We start from the raw sequence: 20,375 nt of genomic DNA on the forward strand, positions 1-20,375 counted from the left end.
TGACCGTGCGCGGAAACGGCGTTGATAATCCGAACGATGCCGGCGGCCACCGCCCGGCCCGGTCCATACGGAGCTTCAGCATGCGCCACGCTCGCGTTCTTGCCGTATCCGCCCTTGCCACTGCTGTAGTCGTTGCCGCTGCTGCGTTCGCGCAGACCACGTTGACCCCGCTGCCCGACAATGGGCCGATCAACACCGCCTCGCTGGAGGTGGATTTCAGCAAGACCCACTGGGGCGATGCCAAGGCCGGCCAGGCCAAGGCCTCGGCCTGCGCGGCCTGTCATGGCGTCGACGGCAATTCCACGGTGGACATGTATCCGTCCATTGCCGGCCAGAGCGAGCGCTACGTGGCCCAGCAGATGGCCCTGATCGCCAATGGCCAGCGCAGTTCCGGCGCGGCAGTGGCGATGGTGCCGTTCGTGCAGAACCTCACCCCGCAGGACATGCGTGATATCGGCGCCTACTTCGCCACGCAGAAAGCCAACGCCGGCATCGCCGATGACACGGCGGTGACCGAGGGCCCGTACAAAGGCATGAAGTTCTACGAGATCGGCCAGCAGCTGTACCGCGGCGGCGATGCCAAGCGTGGCCTGCCGGCCTGCATGGCCTGCCATGGCCCCAGCGGTGCCGGCAATCCCGGTCCGGCCTATCCGCACCTCGGTGGGCAGCACGCCAGCTATGTCGCGCGCCGCCTGCAGGAGTACCAGGCCGGCCAGACCAACGAGACCGACAAGGCGCACTTCCAGATCATGGCCACGGTCGCGCAGAAGCTCAGCGAGCAGGAGGTGCAGGCGCTGTCGAGCTACCTGCAGGGCCTGCACAACAAGGCCGACGATGTGGCCGGCGCGGCCACGCCAACACAACCGGCTGCCGCCCCCTGACCACCACTGGTCGGCCCGGGCCGCGACGACGGCCCACGGCTGCGGTATGTTTCCTTCACGCCGGCGGCTGCGCCGGCGTTGCTTTTTTCAACGGAGATGCGTGTCGATGAGGTTGATTTCCCGCCTGCTGTTGTCCGTGCTGGTGCTGCTGCCGCTGGCAGCCTGCGCCGCCACCCCCGCCAATGCCCCGCTGGTCGAGGGCAAAGACTACGAGCGCATCGCCCAGCCGGGCCCGTTCCAGCCGCTGGCCGGCAAGATCGAGGTGGTCGAAGTCTTCGGCTACACCTGCCCGCACTGCGCCCATTTCGAACCGCAGCTGGAAGCCTGGGCGGCCAAGCTGCCGGCCGACGTGCGCTTCACCCCGGTCCCGGCGGCCTTCGGCGGTGCCTGGGATGCCTGGGCCCTGGCCTACTACGCCGCCGATGAAGTCGGCGTGGCCAAGCGCAGCCATGCCGCCGTGTTCAAGGCCCTGCACGAGCAGGGGTCGCTGCCGATGCAGAACGTCTCGGCCGATGAGCTCGCCACCTTCTACAAGGCCTACGGCGTGACCCCGGACCGCTACATCCAGGCCCTGCGCGGCGATGCCGTGCAGAAGAAGGTCGACGCCGCGCGCGCGTTCGCCCAGCGCACCAAGATCCCGGGCACCCCGGCCCTGATCATCAACGGCCAATACCTGGTGCGCGGCGAGAGCTTCGACGACCAGCTGCGCATTGCCTCGGCGCTGATCGCGCAGGCGCGCGCCGCCCGCGGCCGCTGAACCAACACCCACCACCGACACGGCGTTGTCGCCGCCGCATGTCATCATTTCCCCTTGGCCGGCGCTTGCCGCCGGCCCCACCTTTCCAGATGCTGGAGACGTTTCCATGAAGATCCGTTACGCCCTCGCCCTCGCAGCGCTGCTGCCGATCCTGGCCGCCTGCAAGGCCGACGACGGCAGCACCAACACCACCGCGGCCCCGGCCGAACCGGCAGCCACCCCGGCAGCCACCACCGAACCGGCTGCTGCGCCGGCAGCGGGCAGCGAAGGCGCCGCGCCGGCTGCCGCTGAAGGCGAGAAGGCCCCGGCCGAAGCGGCGCCGGCCGCCGCACCGGCCCCGACCACCGCCGCACTGACCGGCCCGGCTCCGGTGGAAGGTGCCGACTACCAGGTGATCCCGAACGGCCAGCCGTTCCAGCCGGCCGCCGGCAAGATCGAAGTGACCGAGATCTTCGGCTACGTCTGCCCGGCCTGCGCCGCGTTCCAGCCGCTGGTCGGCCCATGGAAGGCCGGCCTGCCCAGCGACGTGAACTTCGTCTACGTGCCGGCCATGTTCGGCGGCACCTGGGATGACTACGCCCGTGCCTTCTACGCCGCGCAGACCCTGGGCGTGCAGGAGAAGACCCACGAAGCGCTGTACGCCGCCATCCACTCGCAGAAGACCCTGAAGGGCGAGCGCGGCCGTGACTCGGTAGAAGACATCGCCAAGTTCTACGCCGCCTACGGCGTTGATCCGAAGCAGTTCGCGGCCACCATGGGCAGCTTCGCGGTGAATGCCAAGACCAACTCGGCCAAGCAGTTCGCCCAGCGCAGCCAGATCAGCGGCACCCCGTCGATCATCGTCAACGGCAAGTACCTGGTGAAGGGCAAGAGCTTCCCGGACATGCTGCGCATCGCCGACCACCTGATCGCCCGCGAACGCGGTGCGGCCCAGGCTCACTGATCCAAGAGAAGCATTTCCCGGCCGTGAATTCCCCCCGTACACGGACCCTGCGCTTGCTGACGGCCAACATCCAGGCCGGCTCAAGTACCCGCCGTTACAGCGACTATGTGACCCGCAGCTGGTCACATGCGTTGCCGGCGGGTCGCAAGCGCAGCAGCCTGGACGCGATCGCCACCCTGGCGCGCGAACATGACATCGTCGGCCTGCAGGAGGCCGACCCGGGCAGCCTGCGCTCGGGCTTCACCAACCAGACCCATTACCTGGCCCAGCGCGCCGGCTTCAACTACTGGAGCCACCAGCCGAACCGGCGCATGGGCGGGGTCGCGTCCAGCGCCAATGGCCTGCTGAGCAAGCTCGAACCGGTGGAAGTGCAGGACCACGCCCTGCCCGGCCGCATCGGCGGGCGCGGCGTGCTGCTGGCCAAGTTCGGCGACGGTACCGACGGCCTGGCGGTGGCGGTGGCGCATCTGTCATTGGGCGCGGGATCGCGGATGTCGCAGCTGGGCTTCATCGCCGAGCTGCTGTCCGACCACCCCAACGCGGTGCTGATGGGCGACTTCAACTGCCTGGCAGAACGCCCGGAAATGCAGGTGCTGTACCAGAAGACCCGGCTGCAGCCGCCCGGCTGCATCGTGCCGACCTTCCCCAGCTGGCGCCCCGACCGCGCCATCGACCACATCCTGGTCAGCAGTGGCCTGCAGACCCGCACCGTGGAAGCCATACCGGCCGCGTTTTCCGATCACCTCGCCCTGGCGATGCAGATCGACGTCCCGGCCGACGCCCTGCGCTGAACGCTCCCGGTAGGTGCCAACCTTGGTTGGCACGCCGCTCTGCTGGGTGCGGACCGTAGGTCCGCACGCTCTCCGGCGCTACCCTGCCTGCACCACCGGCACCTTCAATCGCCGCGCCGTCATCGTGCTGCCCACCGAGGCCAGCACCGTGCAACCGATCGCCAGCCACTGCAATCCATGCAGGTGCTCGTGCAGCAGCAGCATCGCCCACAGCGCGGCCACCGCCGGCTCCATGCTGATCAGGATGCCGAAGGTTTCCTTTGGCAGGCGCTTGAGCGCCATCATCTCCAGCGACATCGGGATCGCACTGGACACCAGCGCCACCAGCAGGCCGGCCGCCAGGATCTTCGGATCGAGCAGCGCGGCACCGGCATGCGCCACGCCCACCGGCACCACCACCAGCGAAGCCGCCAGCAGCCCCAGCGACACCGAATGCCCAGCGTGCAGGTGGCCGGCACGCTTGCCGAACACGATGTACAGGCCCCAGCACGCCGCTGCGCCCATCGCATACAGCACGCCTGCCGGATCCAGTGCCGGCCCGCCGCCGATCGGCAGCAGCAGCAACAGCCCCACCGCCGCGCACCCCACCCAGACGAAATCGATGGGGCGTCGTGATGACAGCATCGCTACCGTCAGCGGCCCGGTAAATTCGATGGCCACCGCAATGCCGAAGGGAATCGTGCGCAGGGCCATGTAGAACAGCAGGTTCATCAGGCCCAGGGTGAGCCCGTAGCGCAGGAGGGTGATGGCATCCACGCGGCGGGTCTTCCAGCGCCAAGGCCGCCAGAACAGCAGCAGCAACAGCGCCGAGAAGCCCACGCGCAGCGCACTGGTGCCCTGTGCGCCGATCAGCGGGAACAGGTGTTTGGCGTAGGAGGTGCCGATGGCCAACGAGGTGACCGAGCCGAGCACCGCCAGCGCCGGCAACATCGGCGCAAGTCGTGAGGTCTGCATGGGCAAAGTCTATTGCGCCGGCGCCGAGCACTTGGCTCAATTGACAGCCTGTTCGTGCAACTTCTGCTCGCCATGGCCACCGCCCCCGTGCTCGACAGCTTCGACCGCGCCATCCTCGACCTGCTGCAGCGGGACAACACCCTGCCGCAGCGCGAGATCGCCGAGGCCGTGCACCTGTCCACCCCGGCCGTGCAGCGACGCATCAAGCGGCTGCAGGACAGCGGCGTGATCGCGGCCAATGTGGCGGTGATCGATGCCGCAAAGATCGGCCGGCCGCTGACCATCATCGTCGAGGTGCGCGTGGTCAGCGAACTGCGTGAACGCGTGGCGCCGTTCAAGCGCCGCGTGCAGGACGACCCGGCCGTGCAGCAGTGCTACTCGATCACCGGCGATGGCGATTTCCTGCTGCTGCTTTCGGCCGCGTCGATGGAGGAGTACGAAGCGATCACCGAGCGCCTGTTCGGTGACGATGACAACATCGAGCGCTTCCGCACCTCGGTGGCACTGGGAACGTTGAAGCGCAGTTTCGAAGTGCCGCTGGCCCCGGTTCTGTAGCGCTGAGCCATGCTCGACTGCGCTTTGACCACAAAGTAACAGCCGCCGAGCATGGCTCGGCGCTACAGTCGGAGACCATGAACATACCGCCCTCCCCCGCCCGTCGCCTGCGCCGCTGGCTGCTGCGCGGCCTGTGGCTGGTCATCGCGATCGTTGCCGCGATGGCGCTGTGGAACAGCCCATGGGCTGCTGCACCGAAACTGCTGTGGACACTGTCGCGGATGCCTCCGGCCACCGAGCTTCCGGTGCCGGTGGAAGGCGTGCGGCCCCGCCAGATCGCCGATACGTTCGGCGCTCCGCGCGGCCGTGACCGCTCCCACGCCGGCATCGACATCTTCGCCAGGCGCGGCACCCCGGTGCGCAGTGCCACCGCCGGCGTCGTCGTGGATGTCAGCGACCGCGGCCTCGGTGGCCGCCAGGTGTGGGTGATCGGGCCCGGGCGCGAGCGCTACTACTACGCCCATCTGGACGACTGGGCCGAGGGCCTGGCGCGCGGCCAGGTGGTCCAGGCCGGCGACCTTCTCGGCCACGTCGGCGACAGCGGCAACGCCAAGGGTACGCCGCCGCACCTGCACTGGGGCATCTACGGCGCCGACGGCGCCCGCGATCCACTGCCGCTGCTGCGCTGAACGCCGTGTGCTGCGTCGAGTCCTGCGCGAGCGCCTTCCGCGTTCATCATTTGTAAATAGGAATAGTTCGTATTACCATTTCTTTCGTTTCCGGTGGTGCCAGGACGGCCTGCCCGCCCGTTTCCCACCCGTAGCGCCTCGCCTTCTGGATGCTGGCCGAGCGCGCGTGCTCGTCCAGGACCCCCATGAACCGTTCCGCCTTCCGTATCCCGCAGCCGCAACGGCTGTCCGTTGCCGTGCTCGCTGCACTCTGCGCCGTGGCCCCGGCCGCCTTCGCCGACACCGCCGCCGACCCGACCACGCTCGACAAAGTGGTGGTCAAGGGCGAACGCGCCGAAGGCTATTCGGTGCGCCGCACCTCGGCCGGTACCCGCTTCGACCTGGCGCCGCGCGAGATCCCGCAGTCGCTCAGCATCATCAGCCACCAGCGCATCGAAGATCAGAACCTGGACGACATCATCGACGTGCTGGCCAACACCACCGGCGTCAGCAGCACCCAGTCCGACAGCGAGCGCACCGAGTTCTATTCGCGTGGCTTCTACATCGACAGCTACCAGTTCGATGGCCTGCCGACGCAGATGGTGCAGAACTGGAGCTACGGCGATTCCGGCCTGGACCTGGCGCTGTATGACCGCGTGGAAGTGGTGCGTGGCGCCACCGGCCTGCTGACCGGTGCCGGCAACCCGTCGGCGTCGGTGAACCTGGTGCGCAAGCACGCCGACAGCGCCGAACTGACCGGCAGCGTCTCGGTGAACGTCGGCAGCTGGGGCCGCACCCGCAGCACCGTGGACGTGACCACCCCGCTGAACAAGAGCGGTTCGGTGCGCGCCCGCGTGATCGGCAGCTACCTGGACACCGACGCGCAGATGGACCGCTACAACCAGCACAAGACGCTGGGCTACGCCGTCATCGACGCCGACCTGACCCCGGACACCCAGCTGAGCGTGGGCTACGACTACCAGCAGAAGCGCGCCAACGGCGCCACCTGGGGTGGTTTCCCGATGCTGTTCTCCGATGGAACCAGCACCGGCTACGACGAATCGTTCAATCCGAACCCGAGCTGGACCTACTGGGACACCACCAGCAAGCGCGCGTTCGCCACGTTGGAACACGCCTTCAACGATGACTGGAAAGTCCGCATCGGCGCCACCCACGACGAAACCAGGGCCGACGACAAGCTGTTCTACCCGGCCTACAACGACTGGGTCACCGGCGCTTCGTTCTTCGACAGGAACACCGGTGCCGGCATTTCGCCGTCGGCCGGCTTCTACAACACCGAACGCAAGGTCAATGCGGTGGACGGCTACTTCAGTGGCACGTTCGAGCTGTTTGGCCTGAAGCACGAAGTGATGGGCGGCCTGAGCTACAACAGGCGCGAGTACGCCAACTACGGCGACTACCAGATCGGCGGCGCCGGCCTCGCCTGGGACCCCTTCTCCAGCTACCTGAACTGGAACGGCAACATCAGCGAACCGAACTGGAATCCGCTGGCCCTGGCCAGCGAAGGCACCATCACCCAGAAGGCCGCCTATGCTGCAGCACGCCTGTCGCTGGCTGATCCGCTGAAGTTGATCGTGGGCGCGCGCTACACCGACTGGAAGAGCGAAGGCGAAGGCGCCGACCGTTCGCACAAAGTCACCACCCCGTATGCGGGCCTGGTGTTCGACATCAACGACACCTACTCCACCTATGCCTCGTACACCGAGATCTTCCAGCCGCAGATGCTGAAGGACCGCAACGGCAGCTACCTGGACCCGGTGGACGGCAAGAGCTACGAAGTGGGCGTGAAGGGTGCCTGGTTCGACAACCGACTGAATGCCTCGGTGGCGGTGTTCCGCATCGAGCAGGACAACGTCGGCCAGTCCACCGGCGAGCCGGTCATCGGCGGCACCGGCGGCGAAACGGCCTACGTGGCCGCGCGTGGCACCGTCAGCCGTGGCTTCGAGTTCGAACTGAACGGCGAACTGGCACCCGGCTGGAACGCGACCTTCGGTGCTTCGCGCTACGTGGCCAAGGACATCAACGGCGCCGACATCAACACCAACCTGCCGCAGACCGCGCTGAAACTGTTCACCAGCTACACCCCGCAGTCGCTGCAGGCACTGACCGTCGGCGGCGGCGCCAACTGGCAGAACCGCATCTACTACGCGGTGCCGGCTTACGGCCGCATCGAACAGAGCGGCTACGCCCTGGTCAGCGCCTTCGTGCGTTACCGCCTGTCGCCGGAATGGAGCGTGCAGGCCAACCTGAACAATCTGCTGGACAAGAAGTACTTCTCGCAGATCAACGGCTACGGTGCGTACGGCGATGGCCGCAATGGCTCGCTGACGTTCACCTGGGCGTTCTGATCAGACGCGGGGTACGACCGCCCCGCACCTGTAGAGCCGAGCCCATGCTCGGCTCAGAGAATCAGCCGAGTGCGGGCTCGGCGCTACATCCGCAAGGCAGCGCCGGAACTGACCGGCGCTGCCCCCCTCACATCAGAACCGCAGGTCCGCGCGCAGGTACCAGTAACGGCCACGCGGGATGTCGTAGGTCGAGGCGTCATACCCGTTCAACGAGCACGACAGGCAGATCGGCGGATCCTTGTCGAACACATTGTTCAGGCCCGCGGTCAGCTGCAGCCCCTTCATCCAGTCGATCTTGTAGCCCACCTGCATGTCGTGGAAGGTGGTGGCCGAGAGCGTGTTGGTGCCGTCGGCCTGGTTGCTGCACACCGGGAATGCCACGGCATCGCCGCAGTTCTCGGTCAGCTCGGAAATGTGCCGCACCGTCCAGTTCGCACTCCAGCGGTCCATCGTCCAGGCGATGCTGGCGTTGCTGGTCCACTCCGGAATGGAGCTGTCGGCCACTTCCACGCCCGGCTTCTGCGGCTGCTTCTGCCCGGCCGCGCCGGTGGCTTCGTAACGACCGACGAACGTGTTCTTCCACGCCAGCTTGAACTGACCGAAGGAGGTCTGCGGCAACGTCCAGAACAGGTCCACGTCCCAGCCGTCGGTCTTGATCGAGCCCAGATTGGTCAGGCGGTTGTTGAAGCTGCTGACCGCACCGGTGCTGGCGCGGGTGATGCCATCGCAGTACAGCGGGTCGAGCGTGTCCACGCACAGGTCCAGCTGGGTCTGCGCGTTGATGGCCTGGATCGCACCATCGATGGCGTGGCGGTAGAAGGTCACCTCCACATCGAAGCGCTCCGACCACGACGCGTTGTTGCCGAACCACGGGCTCCACACGAAGCCGGTGCTGAAGCTGCGCGAGCGCTCCGGTTCCAGATCACGATTGCCGCCGGTGGTCACCGAGATCTGCGAGTTGGCCTGCTGGAAGCCGGCCGGCACGCCCAGCGCGGCACAATTGGCGGCACTGCCACGTGGCGGCGTACCGCCCAGGCCCACCGAGCACGGATCGAACAGTTGCAGGTCGGCACGTGCGGCCGAGCCGTACAGTTCGCCGATGGACGGTGCGCGGAAACCCTCGGCGTACGTGGTGCGCAGCACGAAGTCATCGGTCACCTGCCAGCGCAGGCCGTACTTGGGCGTGAACTCGCCACCGAAAGTGGAGTAGTCCGAATAGCGGCCGGCCAGGCTCAGGTCCAGCTTCTTGCCGAACGAGGAGTCGGCGAAGATCGGCACGCTCAACTCCAGGTAGGCCTCGTTGACGTCGTAGGAACCGGAGGTCGGCTGCGACGGCACGCCGTTGTAGTGGCCGATCACCGTCAGCGGATCCGGCTGGTACCAGCCCTCGTACTTGCGGTACTCGAAACCGGTGGCGAAGGACACCGGGCCGGCCGGCAGCGAGAACAGCTCGCTGGACAGGTTGGCGGTGAACAGGCTCAGCTCGTTCTGGCTGCGGTCGCGCACCACCGGCTGGATCCACTTCAGCATGTCCGGGGTGATCGAACCGACGCCACCGAAGATGTTCAACGGCACGCAGCCCGGGGTAGCCGCGCACACCGCCGGGTCACCCAGCGCCATGTTGACGTTGTAGATGTTGTAGCTGCCGTAGTTGGTCTGTTCGGCCTTGTTCTTGCTGTACATGCCGTTGACGTCCCAATACCAGCTACGGTCGGCCGCCTGGAAGTTGCCGACCAGGCCGGTGGCCACGTAGGTCGTGTTGACCTCCTGCTTGAACACGCGCGCACCGCCTTCCACCGGGCGACGGCCGATCAGGCTCATGTTGCCCGAGGACACCAGGTCGAAGCCGAACGGGTTGTACGGGTTCAGGCGCGAGACCACGATGTTGTCGGCCAACGGATTGCCGGTGGCGCCATCGGGACCAAAGAACAGCGGCTCGGGGCCGGCCTGGTTGGTCGACTCGCGGCGGTTGCCCAGTGCCTTGATGTACCACTGCACGTTGTCAGTGATGTCGAAGCGGAACTGACCGAACAGGCCCTTGCGCTCGGACGGCGTGAGCACCATGTTGTATTCGGCGAAGTTGAAGCGGTCGGCGCTGGTGAAGCAGTGGTAGTCATCGCTGCGGTTGCAGCCGGCGCTGCCGTCGTAACGCGGGTTGGGCACGCCGCTGTTGGGCACGATGTCCTGCTCGGCACCGGTGTTGGGGTCGACGAAGGCGAAGCGGCCCTGTGGAATGCCGCCGCTGCCGAAGGCCAGGCCGGTGCCCGGAATCGGGAAACGTGACTGCTCGCGATCCTTGGCGAATACCGGGTCCTGCTTGGTCCAGCTGGCGCCCAGGAACAGGCTGAAGCGATCACCGCTCTTGCCCCACGCCAGGTCCACGCCCTTCTGGGTGCCGTCGCCCTTGCTGTACTCACCATAGTTCAGCGTCACCTGCCCGCCATCGAAGTCGCGGCGGGTGATGATGTTGACCACGCCGGCGATGGCATCGGAGCCGTACAGCGACGACGCGCCGTCTTCCAGCACCTCGATGCGTTCGACGATGGCCAGCGGAATGGTGTTGAGGTCGGTGGCCGCACCGACGCCCGATGCGGACGACTCATTGACCCAGCGGATGCCGTCAACCAGCACCAGCACGCGCTTGGCACCCAGGTGGCGCAGATCGACCTGCGCCGAGCCGGCACCCACGCCACTGCCATCGGGCGGGAAACCGAAGTTGCCGGACGAGTTGAACTTGGCGTTGAGCGCAGAGCCGGATCCGGTGAGCTGCTGCAGCACTTCGCCGATCGAGGTCAGGCCGGTGCGTTCGATGTCGCCACGGGTCAGGGTCTGGATCGGGACCTGGCCTTCGACTTCAGCGCGCTTGATGCGGGTACCGGTGACTTCCACCGCGTCGAGGTTGGTGGTGGATTGTGCAGCGGCACCCAACGGGGCCAGGGCCATCACGCACAGCGTGACGGCAACCGCCAACGGGCGGTGGTGCAGGTGATTCATTCGCTCTCTCTCCAAAGGAATGTCGGGACATGGACTGCCGTGCTCCCCCTGCATGGCGGCAGCGTCTCCTTTGTAAACAAGCGGTAAAAATCGCGGCGTGACGATCGACACTCTTTCACGCGAAATTGACGCAATTGCATGACATTTGCGTCAGATGAGTGCCGTTTAGAACCGGACGGTAATGTTCCGCCGCCTTCGCTTTGATGCTGGCCGCGACAGCGCGCGCCGGAAACTGCCGCGCGCATGAAAGTGCCTTTGCCGAACCATTTCAGGAATAGTCTGAAATTCCTTCATTCAGAAGGCCCGCTTGATCGACCCGGTGCAGACTCGCACCTCCAGCCATTCGCGGGAAGATCGATCATGAAAGCACTAACTGCCGTGCCGAGCGTCATGATGGTGATCACGCTGCTTCTTCCTCTGGCAGGCGAATCGAGGGCAGGCGGCGTGATCGAGTGCAACAACTGCCTCTCTCCCAGCGATGCGGCCTCGGCCTCAGGAGAGGGGTTGACGGTTGTGGTGGATTTCGAGAGAGCCGAGTTGATCGCTTTCGACGTTGAACATGACCCTGAGACCAGAAGGTGGCGAGCACATCCGACCCCGGTTCCGGCGCAGATTGAAATGGCTTTTCTGCGGATCCTGGATGCGACACTGTCAGCAGGGCAAGCGCCGCTCATGCTGCAATCACCGCATGAGCGGCAGTGAGACAACGCTCTATCGCACGAAGGCAATCCGCTCCATGCCGGTCGCCTCGGCCGCAGCCAATATCCGCGCCATGCCTTCGTACTCGGCCGCCGGATCGGTGGCGATGCGCAGCTCCGGCAGGTTGCCGGCATGTTCGCCCACCTGTGCCTGCAGGCGCGCCTGCAGCTCACTGATCGCCATCGGCTGGCCATTCCAGCTGAGCTGGTTGCCAGCGTCCAGGCGCAGCTCGATCGGCGGGGGCGGTTCGGGACGGTCAACCACGCGATCGGTGGCCTGCGGCAACTGCACGGCAATCGGCCGGGCCACGATCGGCGCGGTCACAATGAAGATGATTAACAGCACCAGCATCACATCCACCAGTGGCGTGACATTGATGTCCGCCAGCGGGCCGCTTCCTCCTGCGCTACTGAACGCCATGTGCCGCTCCCTGCAGCCGGGCCGTTCGCCCAGGGCCGACGTTACGACGCCTGCGACCCCGTGCGGCAGGGGCCTGCGCGGATTCATTCAGCTGTCGTTGCCGACGCCGGGCGTGCACGCAATGCGAAACTGAATTCAGCCATCGCCCGCTATGCTGGTCGCCATGACCCGACGCACTTCGACCGCCCTGTCCCTGCTGCCCTTGGCCACCACGCTGCTGATCGGCTGCGCCAATGCCCAGTCCCTCGATGCCCAGAACGCGCAGCTGAAAGCCGCGATCGCAGCCGCCGAACGCGGCCAGTACGATCCTGGCCAGGCCGCTGCGCTCAGCCGCCATCCGGCCTATGGCTGGCTGGAGTACGCCAACCTGCGGCGCAACATCGACACCGTCGATACCGCGCAGGCGCAGGCCTTCCTCAAGCGCTATGACGGCCAGGCCGTGGCCAGCACCTTCCGCAGCGTGTGGCTGCCCTCGCTCGCACGCCGCCAGGACTGGCCGACCCTGCTGGCCAACTGGGCGCCCACCGACAACCCCGGCCTGCGCTGTGCGCAGCTGACCGCGCGCCAGGTGACGGGCAGGGTCGATCCGCAGTGGATCAGTGAAGCGCAGGATCTGTGGCGCAAGAACGGCAAGTCGCTGCCGGACGGCTGTGATGCCGTTTTTGCCGTACTGCAGGCACAGGGTGGCCTGAGCGACGCCCTGCGCTGGGAACGCATCGATGCCGCCGCCGATGCCCAGCAACCGGCGGTGATGCGCAGCGCCGCACGCGGCCTGCCCGCCGCCGACCTGGCGCTGGCGAACAATTACGCAGCCTTTGTCGACAAGCCCAATGCCAGCGCGTTGAACTGGCCGCGCAACGAGCGCAGCCGGCGCATCGCCACCGATGGCCTGGCCAAGCTGGCCAAGGCCGACCCCGGCGCCACCGAGCAGCAGCTGCCGCAGTACGCCCAGGCGCTCGGCCTGAGTGCCGACCAGCAGGGCCAGGTGCTGTACCAGATCGCGCTGTGGACGGTGGCCTCCTACCTGCCCGATTCGGCACGCCGCCTCAACGCGGTACCCGAATCGGCCTACGACGAGCGCCTGCACGAATGGCGCGTGCGCGAAGCGATGTCGCGCGGCGACTGGCCGGCAGCGCTGGCCGCGATCCGCAAGATGGGCAGCAAGCAGCGCAGCGACCCGCGCTGGCGCTACTTCGAAGGCCGCATGCTGGAAAAAACCGGCCAGGCCCAGCAGGCGCAGCCGCTGTTCCGCGAAGCCGCACGCGCACCGACCTTCCACGGTTTCCTGGCCGCCGACAAGCTGCAGCAGGGCTACACCCTGTGCCCGTGGAAGCCGAACGACAGCGCACAGGCACAGGCGGTGATCGCGCGCGACCCGGCCATCCAGCGCGCGATGGCGCTGTACCAGATCGACCGCGCCGGTTGGGCCGTGGCCGAATGGAACAGCGCGCTGTCGCGCTTCGATGACACCCAGCGCCGCCTCGCCGTGCGCGTGGCGCAGGACAACGGCTGGTTCGACCGCGCCGTGTTCGCGCTCGGCAAGCAGCCGCAGGAACAGCGCCTGTACGACCTGCGCTTCCCGCTGCATCACGACGCCACCATCCGCCGCGAATCGGCACGCAACGCGATCGACCCGGCCTGGGTGGCCGCGGAGATCCGCGCCGAGAGTACCTTCACTCCGCGTGCGCGCTCGCCTGCCAATGCCATGGGCCTGATGCAGGTGCTGCCGGCCACCGGTGCCAGCGTGGCCAAGTCGATCGGCCTGACCGGCTACGGCGGCGCCGACAGCCTGTACGACCCGGACACCAACATTGCCATCGGCACCGCCTACCTGCGCCAGCTGATGAACAAGTACGACGGTCTGCCGTACGTGACCATCGCCGCCTACAACGCCGGCCCGACCCCGACCGCACGCTGGCAGGGCCAGCGCCCGGGCTTCGATCCGGACCTGTGGATCGAGACCATCAGCTACAAGGAAACCCGCGAGTACGTTGCCCGCGTTCTGGCCTTCAGCGTGATCTACGACTGGCGCCTCAATGGTGATGCCCTGCCGCTGAGCGACCGCCTGATGGGGCGCCTGGTGGACAAGCGCAAGAAATTCAGCTGCGCGGCCGACGCCGAGCAGGGTGGCGATTGACCGCAACACGGTACTGCCGGCTGCTGGCCGGCATTCCCCGGTATCCATTCCGTGGGGAGGGAAACGATGAGCCTGCTGGCCTGGCTCGGGCTGGCCGCTGCATCGGTAGTGCCGGCCGCTGGCCGGCAGCTTCGGGGTGACTGCGGTTGCCGGCCAGCGGCCGGCACTACCGGAACATCTGCGCCTAGCGTGCGATCATTCCCCCATGAAGATCTATCTTGTCGGCGGCGCCGTGCGCGACCGCCTGCTGCAGCGCCCTGCCGGCGACCGCGACTGGGTGGTGGTTGGCGCCACGCCTGCGCAGATGGAAGCGCAGGGCTACACAGCGGTTGGCCGCGATTTCCCGGTGTTCCTGCACCCGAAGACCGGCGAGGAATACGCACTGGCGCGCACCGAGCGCAAATCCGGCCGCGGCTATCGCGGCTTCGTGGTCGATGCTGATCCGGCGGTGACGCTGGACGAAGACCTGCAGCGCCGCGACTTCACCATCAACGCGATTGCCTGTGACGAAGACACCGGCACGCTGGTGGATCCCTATGGCGGTGTGCGCGATATCGAGCAACGCGTGCTGCGCCACGTTGGCCCGGCCTTCGTTGAGGATCCGCTACGCGTGCTGCGCGCGGCCCGGTTCATGGCGCGCTTTGCGCCGCTGGGCTTTACCGTCGCCGAAGAGACCATGGCGCTGATGCGCGAGGTCGCCGCCAGTGGCGAGCTGGACGCGCTGGTGCCCGAGCGCGTCTGGCAGGAACTGCGCAAGGCGCTGGTCAGTGAGCGGCCCTCCGCCTTCCTGCGCACACTGCACGATGCGCATGCCCTGGGCCCGATCCTGCCCGAACTGGAAGCGCTGTACGGCGTGCCGCAGCGTGCTGAGTTCCACCCGGAAGTCGATACCGGCATCCACCAGGAAATGGTCAGCGACATGGCCGCGAAGCTGGCCCCCGGCGATGACCTGGTCGGCTTCGCCGCGCTCACCCACGACCTCGGCAAGGGCCTGACCCCGCCGGAGGAATGGCCGCGCCACATCATGCACGAGCAGCGCGGCATCAAGCCGCTGAAGGCACTGTGTGCGCGGTTGAAGATTCCAGCCGAGCACCAGCAGCTGGCTGAAGCGGTGTGTCGCGAGCACTTGAACGTGCACCGCATCGACGAACTGCGCGATGCCACCGTGCTGGAACTGCTGGGCCGCTGTGATGCGCTGCGCCGGCCGGAGCGCGTGGCGCGCATCGCACTGTGCTGCGAAGCCGACAAGCGTGGCCGTCTCGGCTTCGAGGACGCCGACTACCCGCAGGGCGAAACGCTCAAGCGACTGCACCAGGCGGCGTTGTCAGTGCAGGCGCGGGATCTGGATACCACCCATCTGAAGGGCCCGGCCATCGGTGAAGCGCTGGCCAAGGCGCGGGTGAAGGCGATTGCCGCCGCCCGCTGAAGCACCTGGTAGTGCCGGCCGCTGGCCGGCACCCCTATATCACTGGCTTCAATGCGCCATCCCACGGGTAATCGCCGCCGCACGCTGCTTCAGCTGGGCCACGGCATCGGGAATCATCTCCATGCCCACGTCCAGGCCCGGGTTCAGCACCAGGCCGACGCCCTCGCCGATGCCGGCCAGCAGCGCGTGCACCGCGATCGGCATGGCATGCGCGAACTGCGGCAGCTGCTCGTGCCACAGGCCCGCGCGCTCGGGGGCAGTGAACACCGCGAACATCGGCTCACCGCTCTCGCTGGTCAGCACCAGCGGCGAGATGCTCTCGTCCCAGGCGCCATCTTCGCCGATGGCCTTGTCCAGCAGCACGAACGCCGTCGAGGTCAGCAGGCCGTCGAGGAACTGCGCTGCGGTCAGCGTACCGTCCTGGGCCTGCAGCAGGCGCACCTCGAGGTCGTTGAGGGGTTCGAACGGGGTGTCGTGGTCCATGGTCGGTTCCGGTACGTGGTTGCAGGGCAGACTTTAACAGGCCTAGGGTGAGGCACGACAGCGCATTGGCAGGGACACGCAGGGCGTCGGCGACCGTTATTCCAAAGCGCCCAGCGCTCACCGGTCTGGATCCAGCCAAAGGGAATCGGGGCCGCGGAAATCTTGATGGCCTTGGGAGGAAAGCACGGCGGGCAGGATACGGCCGGCCGCTGATTCTGCGAACGCTGCTCCCCCCTGAGCCGTTCGACGAGGTAATTGTTAAGACCCTGCTCCAACAGTTTGACGAAATCGTCAATGTGTCCGATTCGCTTCTGACCCTGTGCCGGCGTCGCTTCACTCAATCCTGGAAGGACGTTGAGACTGGCATGACCGAGAGCTTTGAGCACGGCTGGAGCGGATCGTATAGTCGGATGACGTAGAGCAACGGAACGCCGATGAACGCTACCTCGCAAGGCCTCGCGCCACAGGCATGCATGGATGAAGGCCAAGGAAGCTGGCAGCACGAGCAGCGCAACCTGTCAGATGTGCACCGTAGCGCGGTACATGGCGCCGTCTTCCTCGGCCTTCCCTCCTGTCCAGCCGATCAAGGATCAGGGCAATCCTGCCGGTATCGTCACGCGCAGAGAACCGTGCCCCGTAGTAACCCTGAAGAGGCGCCTACCTCAATCAGCGACATGGACCGCTCATGCTGAAACCCTCCCCCCCCCTCACTCACGTGGCGTTGATCGCCTTGATCACACTGGCCGTTACTGGATGCAACAAGGAACGCTCATACCCGGTCTATCGCGAGAATCCTGCACCCAAGGATGCACTACCGATTGTGATCCGGGTCCACGATGCGCCTGTGGAGCTCACCCTCCCGAAGGTTTTCGTCTCCTACGAGATAGATCCGCTCTGCCTCCCACCGATCAACAACTACGAGGGTGTGCAGTACGCCCCCCAACGGCAGTCAGTAGAGTTCCCAGTACAACGCGTCAGTGCAACCGAGTTCAGCAGCACCGTGTTCGAGGACGGCATGGCAGTCGCTGACTATTACGGGCGTGGGCCATGCGAATGGAAACCCAGCATCATTCGAGCTTCATTCCCAGTCATTTCCGAGGGACGCGAAGGCTTCATATCAGTTGCCGTCCACCATCTCGAACTGAAGAAACTACTCACATCGATTTCGTACGCAGACAGTCAAATGACCCTGCAAACAAAGAGTTCGACGCCTGGGTGGGTGCGAACGCAGTCCCAGTATAGCTACAACAGATTGTCTGATATCGAGAAGCAGAAGTACTTTGCCATAGAGATATCGTCTCCTTCGAAAGGAATCGTCCCATGAGACCTCTAACCAATGCAGCCCTGGCCAATGCAGCCTACTCCCCACCGTCACATCCAGCTCCAGGCGATAAGGAATCGCTGCGCGTTGATGGTGAAGACTTCGAAGTTCTAGGGCGACGTGACGCAGTCAGCGGCTATCAAGGCGTTGTGTACCGGAACATCAAGACCAACGAGATCATCATCGCCCACCGAGGCACCGAGTTTGATCGCCAGGCCATACTTGATGGCGGCGTCGACGCAGCGATGGTCAGCGCCAGAGTCAACGCACAGATTAATGATGCCCTCGTACTGACCAAGCAGGCAATCAAGCAAGCTGAGGAAAACGGATATGGCCCGGTGTACGTCACTGGACATTCCCTAGGCGGCGCACTCGCGCAGATCACTGCCCACCACTACAATCTTCCTGGCGACGCCTTCAACCCCTACGGCGCTGCCGGGCTGGCGTATCGCCTGCCTGAAGGCCAGCCGGCCAATGCGGCGCCCTTCACCAACCATGTGATGGCGGGCGACCTGGTTAGTGCGGCCGGCCCTCATTACGGCAAGGTTGAGATGTACGCACTCCCCAAGGAACTGGGAGTCTTGCGCGATGCCGAGCAGGGCCAGCGCATCGCCTCGCTCGTATCGCTTGGGATGAAAAGCGGCCATGTCATGTCCGCTGCGGTTGCGGTCCAGTTGGGTGATTCCCATCGAATGGTTCACTTCATTGACCGTATGACCGACAAGGGCCCAGTGCAGTCCGTACTGGACGACCCCGAGGCGCGGATCACTGATGCCGAGGACCTACGCCGGATAGCGGAGTATCGCAAAGACATCCACCAGTTGCGGCTGGGGGCGACCGTACTTGTCGGCGGTGGCCCTGGACTCCTGCGCGACGGGGTCAATCACCTTCGCGGCACTGAGGAAGCCGGAGCGTACGCCCGTCGCGAAGCCGAAGCCGTGCAGCGCGCAGAAAGTGCATTGAAACCTGGGGAGCGTCTGGTCCATGAGACAACCGAAAAGGGCTCGCCCTCTCTAAGCCACCCAGGCTTTGCTCCCAAGAGTCCATTGCAGGAAAGCATCGAATCAACCTTGGACAAGGCAGGCCTGGATCCCCGAACGGACGGCCACCCCGACCATGCGCTCTACCGGCAGATTCGCGACGGTGTATCTGCCGTGGATGCCAAGCACGGGCGCAGCTTCGATGAAACCAGCGAGCGAATGACGGCCAGCCTGCTTGCAAAGGCCAAGCACAGCGGCCTGGAACGCGTCGATCATGTTGTCTTGGGCGATCCTCCCAGCGATGGTTCAGGCCCTCGCATGTTCGTCGTGCAGGGAGCGCTCGACAATCCGGCACACTTGCGGGCGTCGATCGCGGTCAGCGAGGCCGTCAATACACCCGTAGAACAGTCGCTCGCCAAGGCCGAGCAGACTTCGCAGGCACAGCAGGTCGCCCAGCACGAGCAAACCCAAGAGCAGATTCGAACCGCGATGCGCATGGGCTAGGCCAGCGTGATTGCTTGGCCCTACTTGAGGCCGGCGCCCGTTGGAACGACCTGCTGAGGCCATGTCGGCCCGCCCTCTCTCTCTAGGAGGCCTACAGGTGCCGCCACATCCATCCGGCCACCGCCAGCCCCGCCACCACCACCAGCATCAACGGCAGGCCGAAGCGGTGCCGCCACGGGATCGGCACCCCACCCAGCTGCTGGTCCATGGTCTCGGTATCCAGCACCCAGCCGTGCTCGCAACGGGTACAGGCCAGTTCGTAGCGGCGCTGGTAGGTGAAGCCGAACAGCAGGTCGATGCGCGCCATTTTGTAGCGCAGCTGCGGGGCGAATTCGGTTTCGGTCTGGCAGCGCAGGCAGTGGTGGGCTTCGGTGGGGCCGACGATCAGCACCCGTTCCTGTTGACCGATCAGGATCATGACCGGGTGCCTTGGCAGGCGGGCTGGGCCAGCAGCCAGGCTTGGGCGGCGGCCACGGTGGCGGCGTCCCCGTCGACGCGCTGGTCGGGCTCGATCTTCAAGCCATCACCACGATCATTGCGGTCCCGCATCACGCTGGTGGTCAGCAGCAGGCGACTGCCATCGGCAAGCGTGTGCACGACATTGCCAGTGGATACACCCGCAGTAGGCTGACCGAAACTCCGCGTCTGCGGACGACCACGCCACGCCAGCACCGAGGCCTCGCCCGAACTGCCGGTGCGCGGCCCGAACAGCACCGCCACCGGCGCGCCGGGCTGCCGCAGCACATAGCCGGACTGGCCGAAGTCCAGCACCGACTTGCCTGCACGCTGTACAGCGGTCGCGGTCAACGTCCAGCGCTCCGGCCCCTGTGCGGCTTCGAACGCTCCCACATCTTCGTTGTTCACCACCGAGGTGCGCAGCAACGGTGCCATGCCCAGCAGCATCGGCCACATGTTGCCACCGCTGTTGTCACGCAGGTCGACGATCCAGCCACAGCGCATGCCGTCGTCCTTGCTACGGATTACCTGCTGCCACCGCGCGGCGCGCTGGATGTCCTGGCGGAATTTCTCCTGCGGCGTCGCGCCGGGCATAGGGGCATAGCCCTCGATGACCACCCAGCCGATGCGCGCATCCACCGCATCGACGGCCTTGGCCTGGTCCACGGCGGCGGCACCGGCCTGCTGCGCGCGCGCAAGGGATTCACGCTGGCGCTGGGTCGTGGTCCATGCACCATGGTGGCCGGTGCTGAGCGCAATGGCTTCGCGCAGAACGGCCAGCCGTTGCGCGGGGTCGGCCTGCGCCGATTGCAGGCGGATGCGGATGGCGGGCCAGTCCACCCGATCGCGATACAGCGCCTGGCGTTCAAGCAGGCTGAGGATCTCGGCCAGGGCCTCCGGCGAGGGCACCTCGACCGTGCTTGGCGTATCGGCCATGGCGCCGGTCGCCAGCAACACGAACATCAGCGCGCCGATGCGACGCACTCCCTTGCGAACCTGCATGCGACGCTTCCTTGTCGTTGAGTCAGGACCGCAGCATAACCGGGGCATGATCGCTTGCGCCACGCGCGAACCGTCGTATCCGGCCCGGTCGCTGG

The 20,375-nt window shown here is 66.1% G+C and carries 18 protein-coding genes; 12 read left to right on the forward strand and 6 right to left on the reverse strand.

All coding sequences use genetic code 11. The features are described from left to right. The first annotated feature begins 80 nt into the window (after positions 1-80). The 4 genes from ACSDHM_RS15535 to ACSDHM_RS15550 all read left to right on the forward strand — a co-directional run bounded on the left by ACSDHM_RS15535 (position 81) and on the right by ACSDHM_RS15550 (position 3,372). Positions 81-881, forward strand: a complete 801-nt coding sequence (locus tag ACSDHM_RS15535) for a c-type cytochrome (RefSeq protein WP_111007821.1) — start codon at positions 81-83, stop codon at positions 879-881. A gap of 106 nt (positions 882-987) precedes the next feature. Next, the gene (locus tag ACSDHM_RS15540) at positions 988-1,638 is read left to right on the forward strand and encodes a thiol:disulfide interchange protein DsbA/DsbL (RefSeq protein WP_072167154.1); all 651 of its coding nucleotides are present in this window, start codon (positions 988-990) and stop codon (positions 1,636-1,638) included. A 106-nt stretch (positions 1,639-1,744) separates the two neighbouring features. Beyond that, entirely contained in the window at positions 1,745-2,581 is an 837-nt protein-coding gene (locus tag ACSDHM_RS15545) for a thiol:disulfide interchange protein DsbA/DsbL (RefSeq protein WP_072167155.1), read from the forward strand. A gap of 53 nt (positions 2,582-2,634) precedes the next feature. Then, a complete protein-coding gene (locus tag ACSDHM_RS15550; RefSeq protein ID WP_172412138.1) occupies positions 2,635-3,372 on the forward strand; it encodes an endonuclease/exonuclease/phosphatase family protein in 738 nt (245 codons plus the stop codon). 78 nt (positions 3,373-3,450) lie between these two features. Here the strand turns inward: ACSDHM_RS15550 and ACSDHM_RS15555 are convergent, their stop codons facing one another. Further along, positions 3,451-4,326: an EamA family transporter gene (locus ACSDHM_RS15555; protein ID WP_072167156.1), complete on the reverse strand. Its 876-nt coding sequence runs from the start codon at positions 4,324-4,326 to the stop codon at positions 3,451-3,453. Between the two features lie 72 nt (positions 4,327-4,398). On the opposite strand from ACSDHM_RS15555, the gene ACSDHM_RS15560 reads away from it, so the two are divergent. The 3 genes from ACSDHM_RS15560 (at position 4,399) to fhuE (ending at position 7,858) form a co-directional block, all read left to right on the forward strand. Continuing rightward, the gene (locus ACSDHM_RS15560) at positions 4,399-4,881 is read left to right on the forward strand and encodes an Lrp/AsnC family transcriptional regulator (RefSeq protein ID WP_334271272.1); all 483 of its coding nucleotides are present in this window, start codon (positions 4,399-4,401) and stop codon (positions 4,879-4,881) included. A gap of 77 nt (positions 4,882-4,958) precedes the next feature. After that, positions 4,959-5,510 carry a M23 family metallopeptidase gene (locus tag ACSDHM_RS15565; RefSeq protein WP_334271273.1) on the forward strand — a complete coding sequence of 184 codons (552 nt, stop codon included), beginning with the start codon at positions 4,959-4,961 and terminating at the stop codon, positions 5,508-5,510. 185 nt (positions 5,511-5,695) lie between these two features. Continuing rightward, a complete protein-coding gene (fhuE, locus tag ACSDHM_RS15570) occupies positions 5,696-7,858 on the forward strand; it encodes a ferric-rhodotorulic acid/ferric-coprogen receptor FhuE (RefSeq protein WP_439426373.1) in 2,163 nt (720 codons plus the stop codon). A gap of 132 nt (positions 7,859-7,990) precedes the next feature. Here fhuE and ACSDHM_RS15575 read toward each other — a convergent pair whose 3' ends face one another. Further along, positions 7,991-10,801: a TonB-dependent receptor gene (locus ACSDHM_RS15575; protein WP_404830553.1), complete on the reverse strand. Its 2,811-nt coding sequence runs from the start codon at positions 10,799-10,801 to the stop codon at positions 7,991-7,993. A gap of 411 nt (positions 10,802-11,212) precedes the next feature. On the opposite strand from ACSDHM_RS15575, the gene ACSDHM_RS15580 reads away from it, so the two are divergent. Next, positions 11,213-11,554 carry a hypothetical protein gene (locus ACSDHM_RS15580; protein ID WP_439426374.1) on the forward strand — a complete coding sequence of 114 codons (342 nt, stop codon included), beginning with the start codon at positions 11,213-11,215 and terminating at the stop codon, positions 11,552-11,554. 9 nt (positions 11,555-11,563) lie between these two features. On the opposite strand, the gene ACSDHM_RS15585 is transcribed toward ACSDHM_RS15580, so the two are convergent. After that, entirely contained in the window at positions 11,564-11,971 is a 408-nt protein-coding gene (locus tag ACSDHM_RS15585) for an ExbD/TolR family protein (protein ID WP_088497183.1), read from the reverse strand. Between the two features lie 151 nt (positions 11,972-12,122). Here ACSDHM_RS15585 and ACSDHM_RS15590 point away from each other — a divergent pair, with 151 nt between their 5' ends. Both ACSDHM_RS15590 and ACSDHM_RS15595 read left to right on the forward strand, forming a co-directional pair. Beyond that, positions 12,123-14,108 (forward strand): transglycosylase SLT domain-containing protein, encoded by a 1,986-nt coding sequence (locus ACSDHM_RS15590; protein WP_111200770.1) that lies wholly within the window; start codon positions 12,123-12,125, stop codon positions 14,106-14,108. A 205-nt stretch (positions 14,109-14,313) separates the two neighbouring features. Next, positions 14,314-15,534 carry a multifunctional CCA addition/repair protein gene (locus ACSDHM_RS15595; protein WP_072167162.1) on the forward strand — a complete coding sequence of 407 codons (1,221 nt, stop codon included), beginning with the start codon at positions 14,314-14,316 and terminating at the stop codon, positions 15,532-15,534. Positions 15,535-15,582: 48 nt separating this feature from the next. Here the strand turns inward: ACSDHM_RS15595 and ACSDHM_RS15600 are convergent, their stop codons facing one another. Further along, entirely contained in the window at positions 15,583-16,017 is a 435-nt protein-coding gene (locus ACSDHM_RS15600) for an SseB family protein (RefSeq protein WP_072167163.1), read from the reverse strand. A gap of 685 nt (positions 16,018-16,702) precedes the next feature. Here ACSDHM_RS15600 and ACSDHM_RS15605 point away from each other — a divergent pair. Beyond that, positions 16,703-17,341 carry a hypothetical protein gene (locus tag ACSDHM_RS15605; protein WP_072167164.1) on the forward strand — a complete coding sequence of 213 codons (639 nt, stop codon included), beginning with the start codon at positions 16,703-16,705 and terminating at the stop codon, positions 17,339-17,341. Beyond that, positions 17,338-18,822: an XVIPCD domain-containing protein gene (locus ACSDHM_RS15610; protein ID WP_072167165.1), complete on the forward strand. Its 1,485-nt coding sequence runs from the start codon at positions 17,338-17,340 to the stop codon at positions 18,820-18,822. Before ACSDHM_RS15605 ends, ACSDHM_RS15610 begins: the two co-directional genes overlap by 4 nt. Before the next feature lie 91 nt (positions 18,823-18,913). On the opposite strand, the gene ACSDHM_RS15615 is transcribed toward ACSDHM_RS15610, so the two are convergent. Both ACSDHM_RS15615 and ACSDHM_RS15620 read right to left on the reverse strand, forming a co-directional pair. Beyond that, the gene (locus ACSDHM_RS15615) at positions 18,914-19,240 is read right to left on the reverse strand and encodes a hypothetical protein (RefSeq protein ID WP_072167166.1); all 327 of its coding nucleotides are present in this window, start codon (positions 19,238-19,240) and stop codon (positions 18,914-18,916) included. Next, on the reverse strand, positions 19,237-20,280 hold the full coding sequence (locus ACSDHM_RS15620) for a S41 family peptidase (RefSeq protein WP_438915071.1): 1,044 nt from the start codon (positions 20,278-20,280) through the stop codon (positions 19,237-19,239). The genes ACSDHM_RS15615 and ACSDHM_RS15620 overlap by 4 nt, the downstream gene beginning before the upstream one ends. Between the last annotated feature and the right edge of the window lie 95 nt (positions 20,281-20,375).

The organism is Stenotrophomonas sp. T8 (assembly GCF_051853085.1).
In the GTDB taxonomy this organism is placed as follows: Bacteria; Pseudomonadota; Gammaproteobacteria; order Xanthomonadales; family Xanthomonadaceae; genus Stenotrophomonas; species Stenotrophomonas sepilia.

Coding starts and splice junctions, on each gene's coding strand:
- ACSDHM_RS15535 (WP_111007821.1), top strand. CDS start 81: ATGCGCCACGCTCGCGTTCTTGCCGTATCCGCCCTTGCCACTGCTGTA.
- ACSDHM_RS15540 (WP_072167154.1), top strand. CDS start 988: ATGAGGTTGATTTCCCGCCTGCTGTTGTCCGTGCTGGTGCTGCTGCCG.
- ACSDHM_RS15545 (WP_072167155.1), top strand. CDS start 1,745: ATGAAGATCCGTTACGCCCTCGCCCTCGCAGCGCTGCTGCCGATCCTG.
- ACSDHM_RS15555 (WP_072167156.1), bottom strand. CDS start 4,326: ATGCAGACCTCACGACTTGCGCCGATGTTGCCGGCGCTGGCGGTGCTC.
- ACSDHM_RS15560 (WP_334271272.1), top strand. CDS start 4,399: ATGGCCACCGCCCCCGTGCTCGACAGCTTCGACCGCGCCATCCTCGAC.
- ACSDHM_RS15565 (WP_334271273.1), top strand. CDS start 4,959: ATGAACATACCGCCCTCCCCCGCCCGTCGCCTGCGCCGCTGGCTGCTG.
- fhuE (WP_439426373.1), top strand. CDS start 5,696: ATGAACCGTTCCGCCTTCCGTATCCCGCAGCCGCAACGGCTGTCCGTT.
- ACSDHM_RS15575 (WP_404830553.1), bottom strand. CDS start 10,801: ATGGCCCTGGCCCCGTTGGGTGCCGCTGCACAATCCACCACCAACCTC.
- ACSDHM_RS15580 (WP_439426374.1), top strand. CDS start 11,213: ATGAAAGCACTAACTGCCGTGCCGAGCGTCATGATGGTGATCACGCTG.
- ACSDHM_RS15585 (WP_088497183.1), bottom strand. CDS start 11,971: ATGGCGTTCAGTAGCGCAGGAGGAAGCGGCCCGCTGGCGGACATCAAT.
- ACSDHM_RS15590 (WP_111200770.1), top strand. CDS start 12,123: ATGCTGGTCGCCATGACCCGACGCACTTCGACCGCCCTGTCCCTGCTG.
- ACSDHM_RS15595 (WP_072167162.1), top strand. CDS start 14,314: ATGAAGATCTATCTTGTCGGCGGCGCCGTGCGCGACCGCCTGCTGCAG.
- ACSDHM_RS15600 (WP_072167163.1), bottom strand. CDS start 16,017: ATGGACCACGACACCCCGTTCGAACCCCTCAACGACCTCGAGGTGCGC.
- ACSDHM_RS15605 (WP_072167164.1), top strand. CDS start 16,703: ATGCTGAAACCCTCCCCCCCCCTCACTCACGTGGCGTTGATCGCCTTG.
- ACSDHM_RS15610 (WP_072167165.1), top strand. CDS start 17,338: ATGAGACCTCTAACCAATGCAGCCCTGGCCAATGCAGCCTACTCCCCA.
- ACSDHM_RS15615 (WP_072167166.1), bottom strand. CDS start 19,240: ATGATCCTGATCGGTCAACAGGAACGGGTGCTGATCGTCGGCCCCACC.
- ACSDHM_RS15620 (WP_438915071.1), bottom strand. CDS start 20,280: ATGCAGGTTCGCAAGGGAGTGCGTCGCATCGGCGCGCTGATGTTCGTG.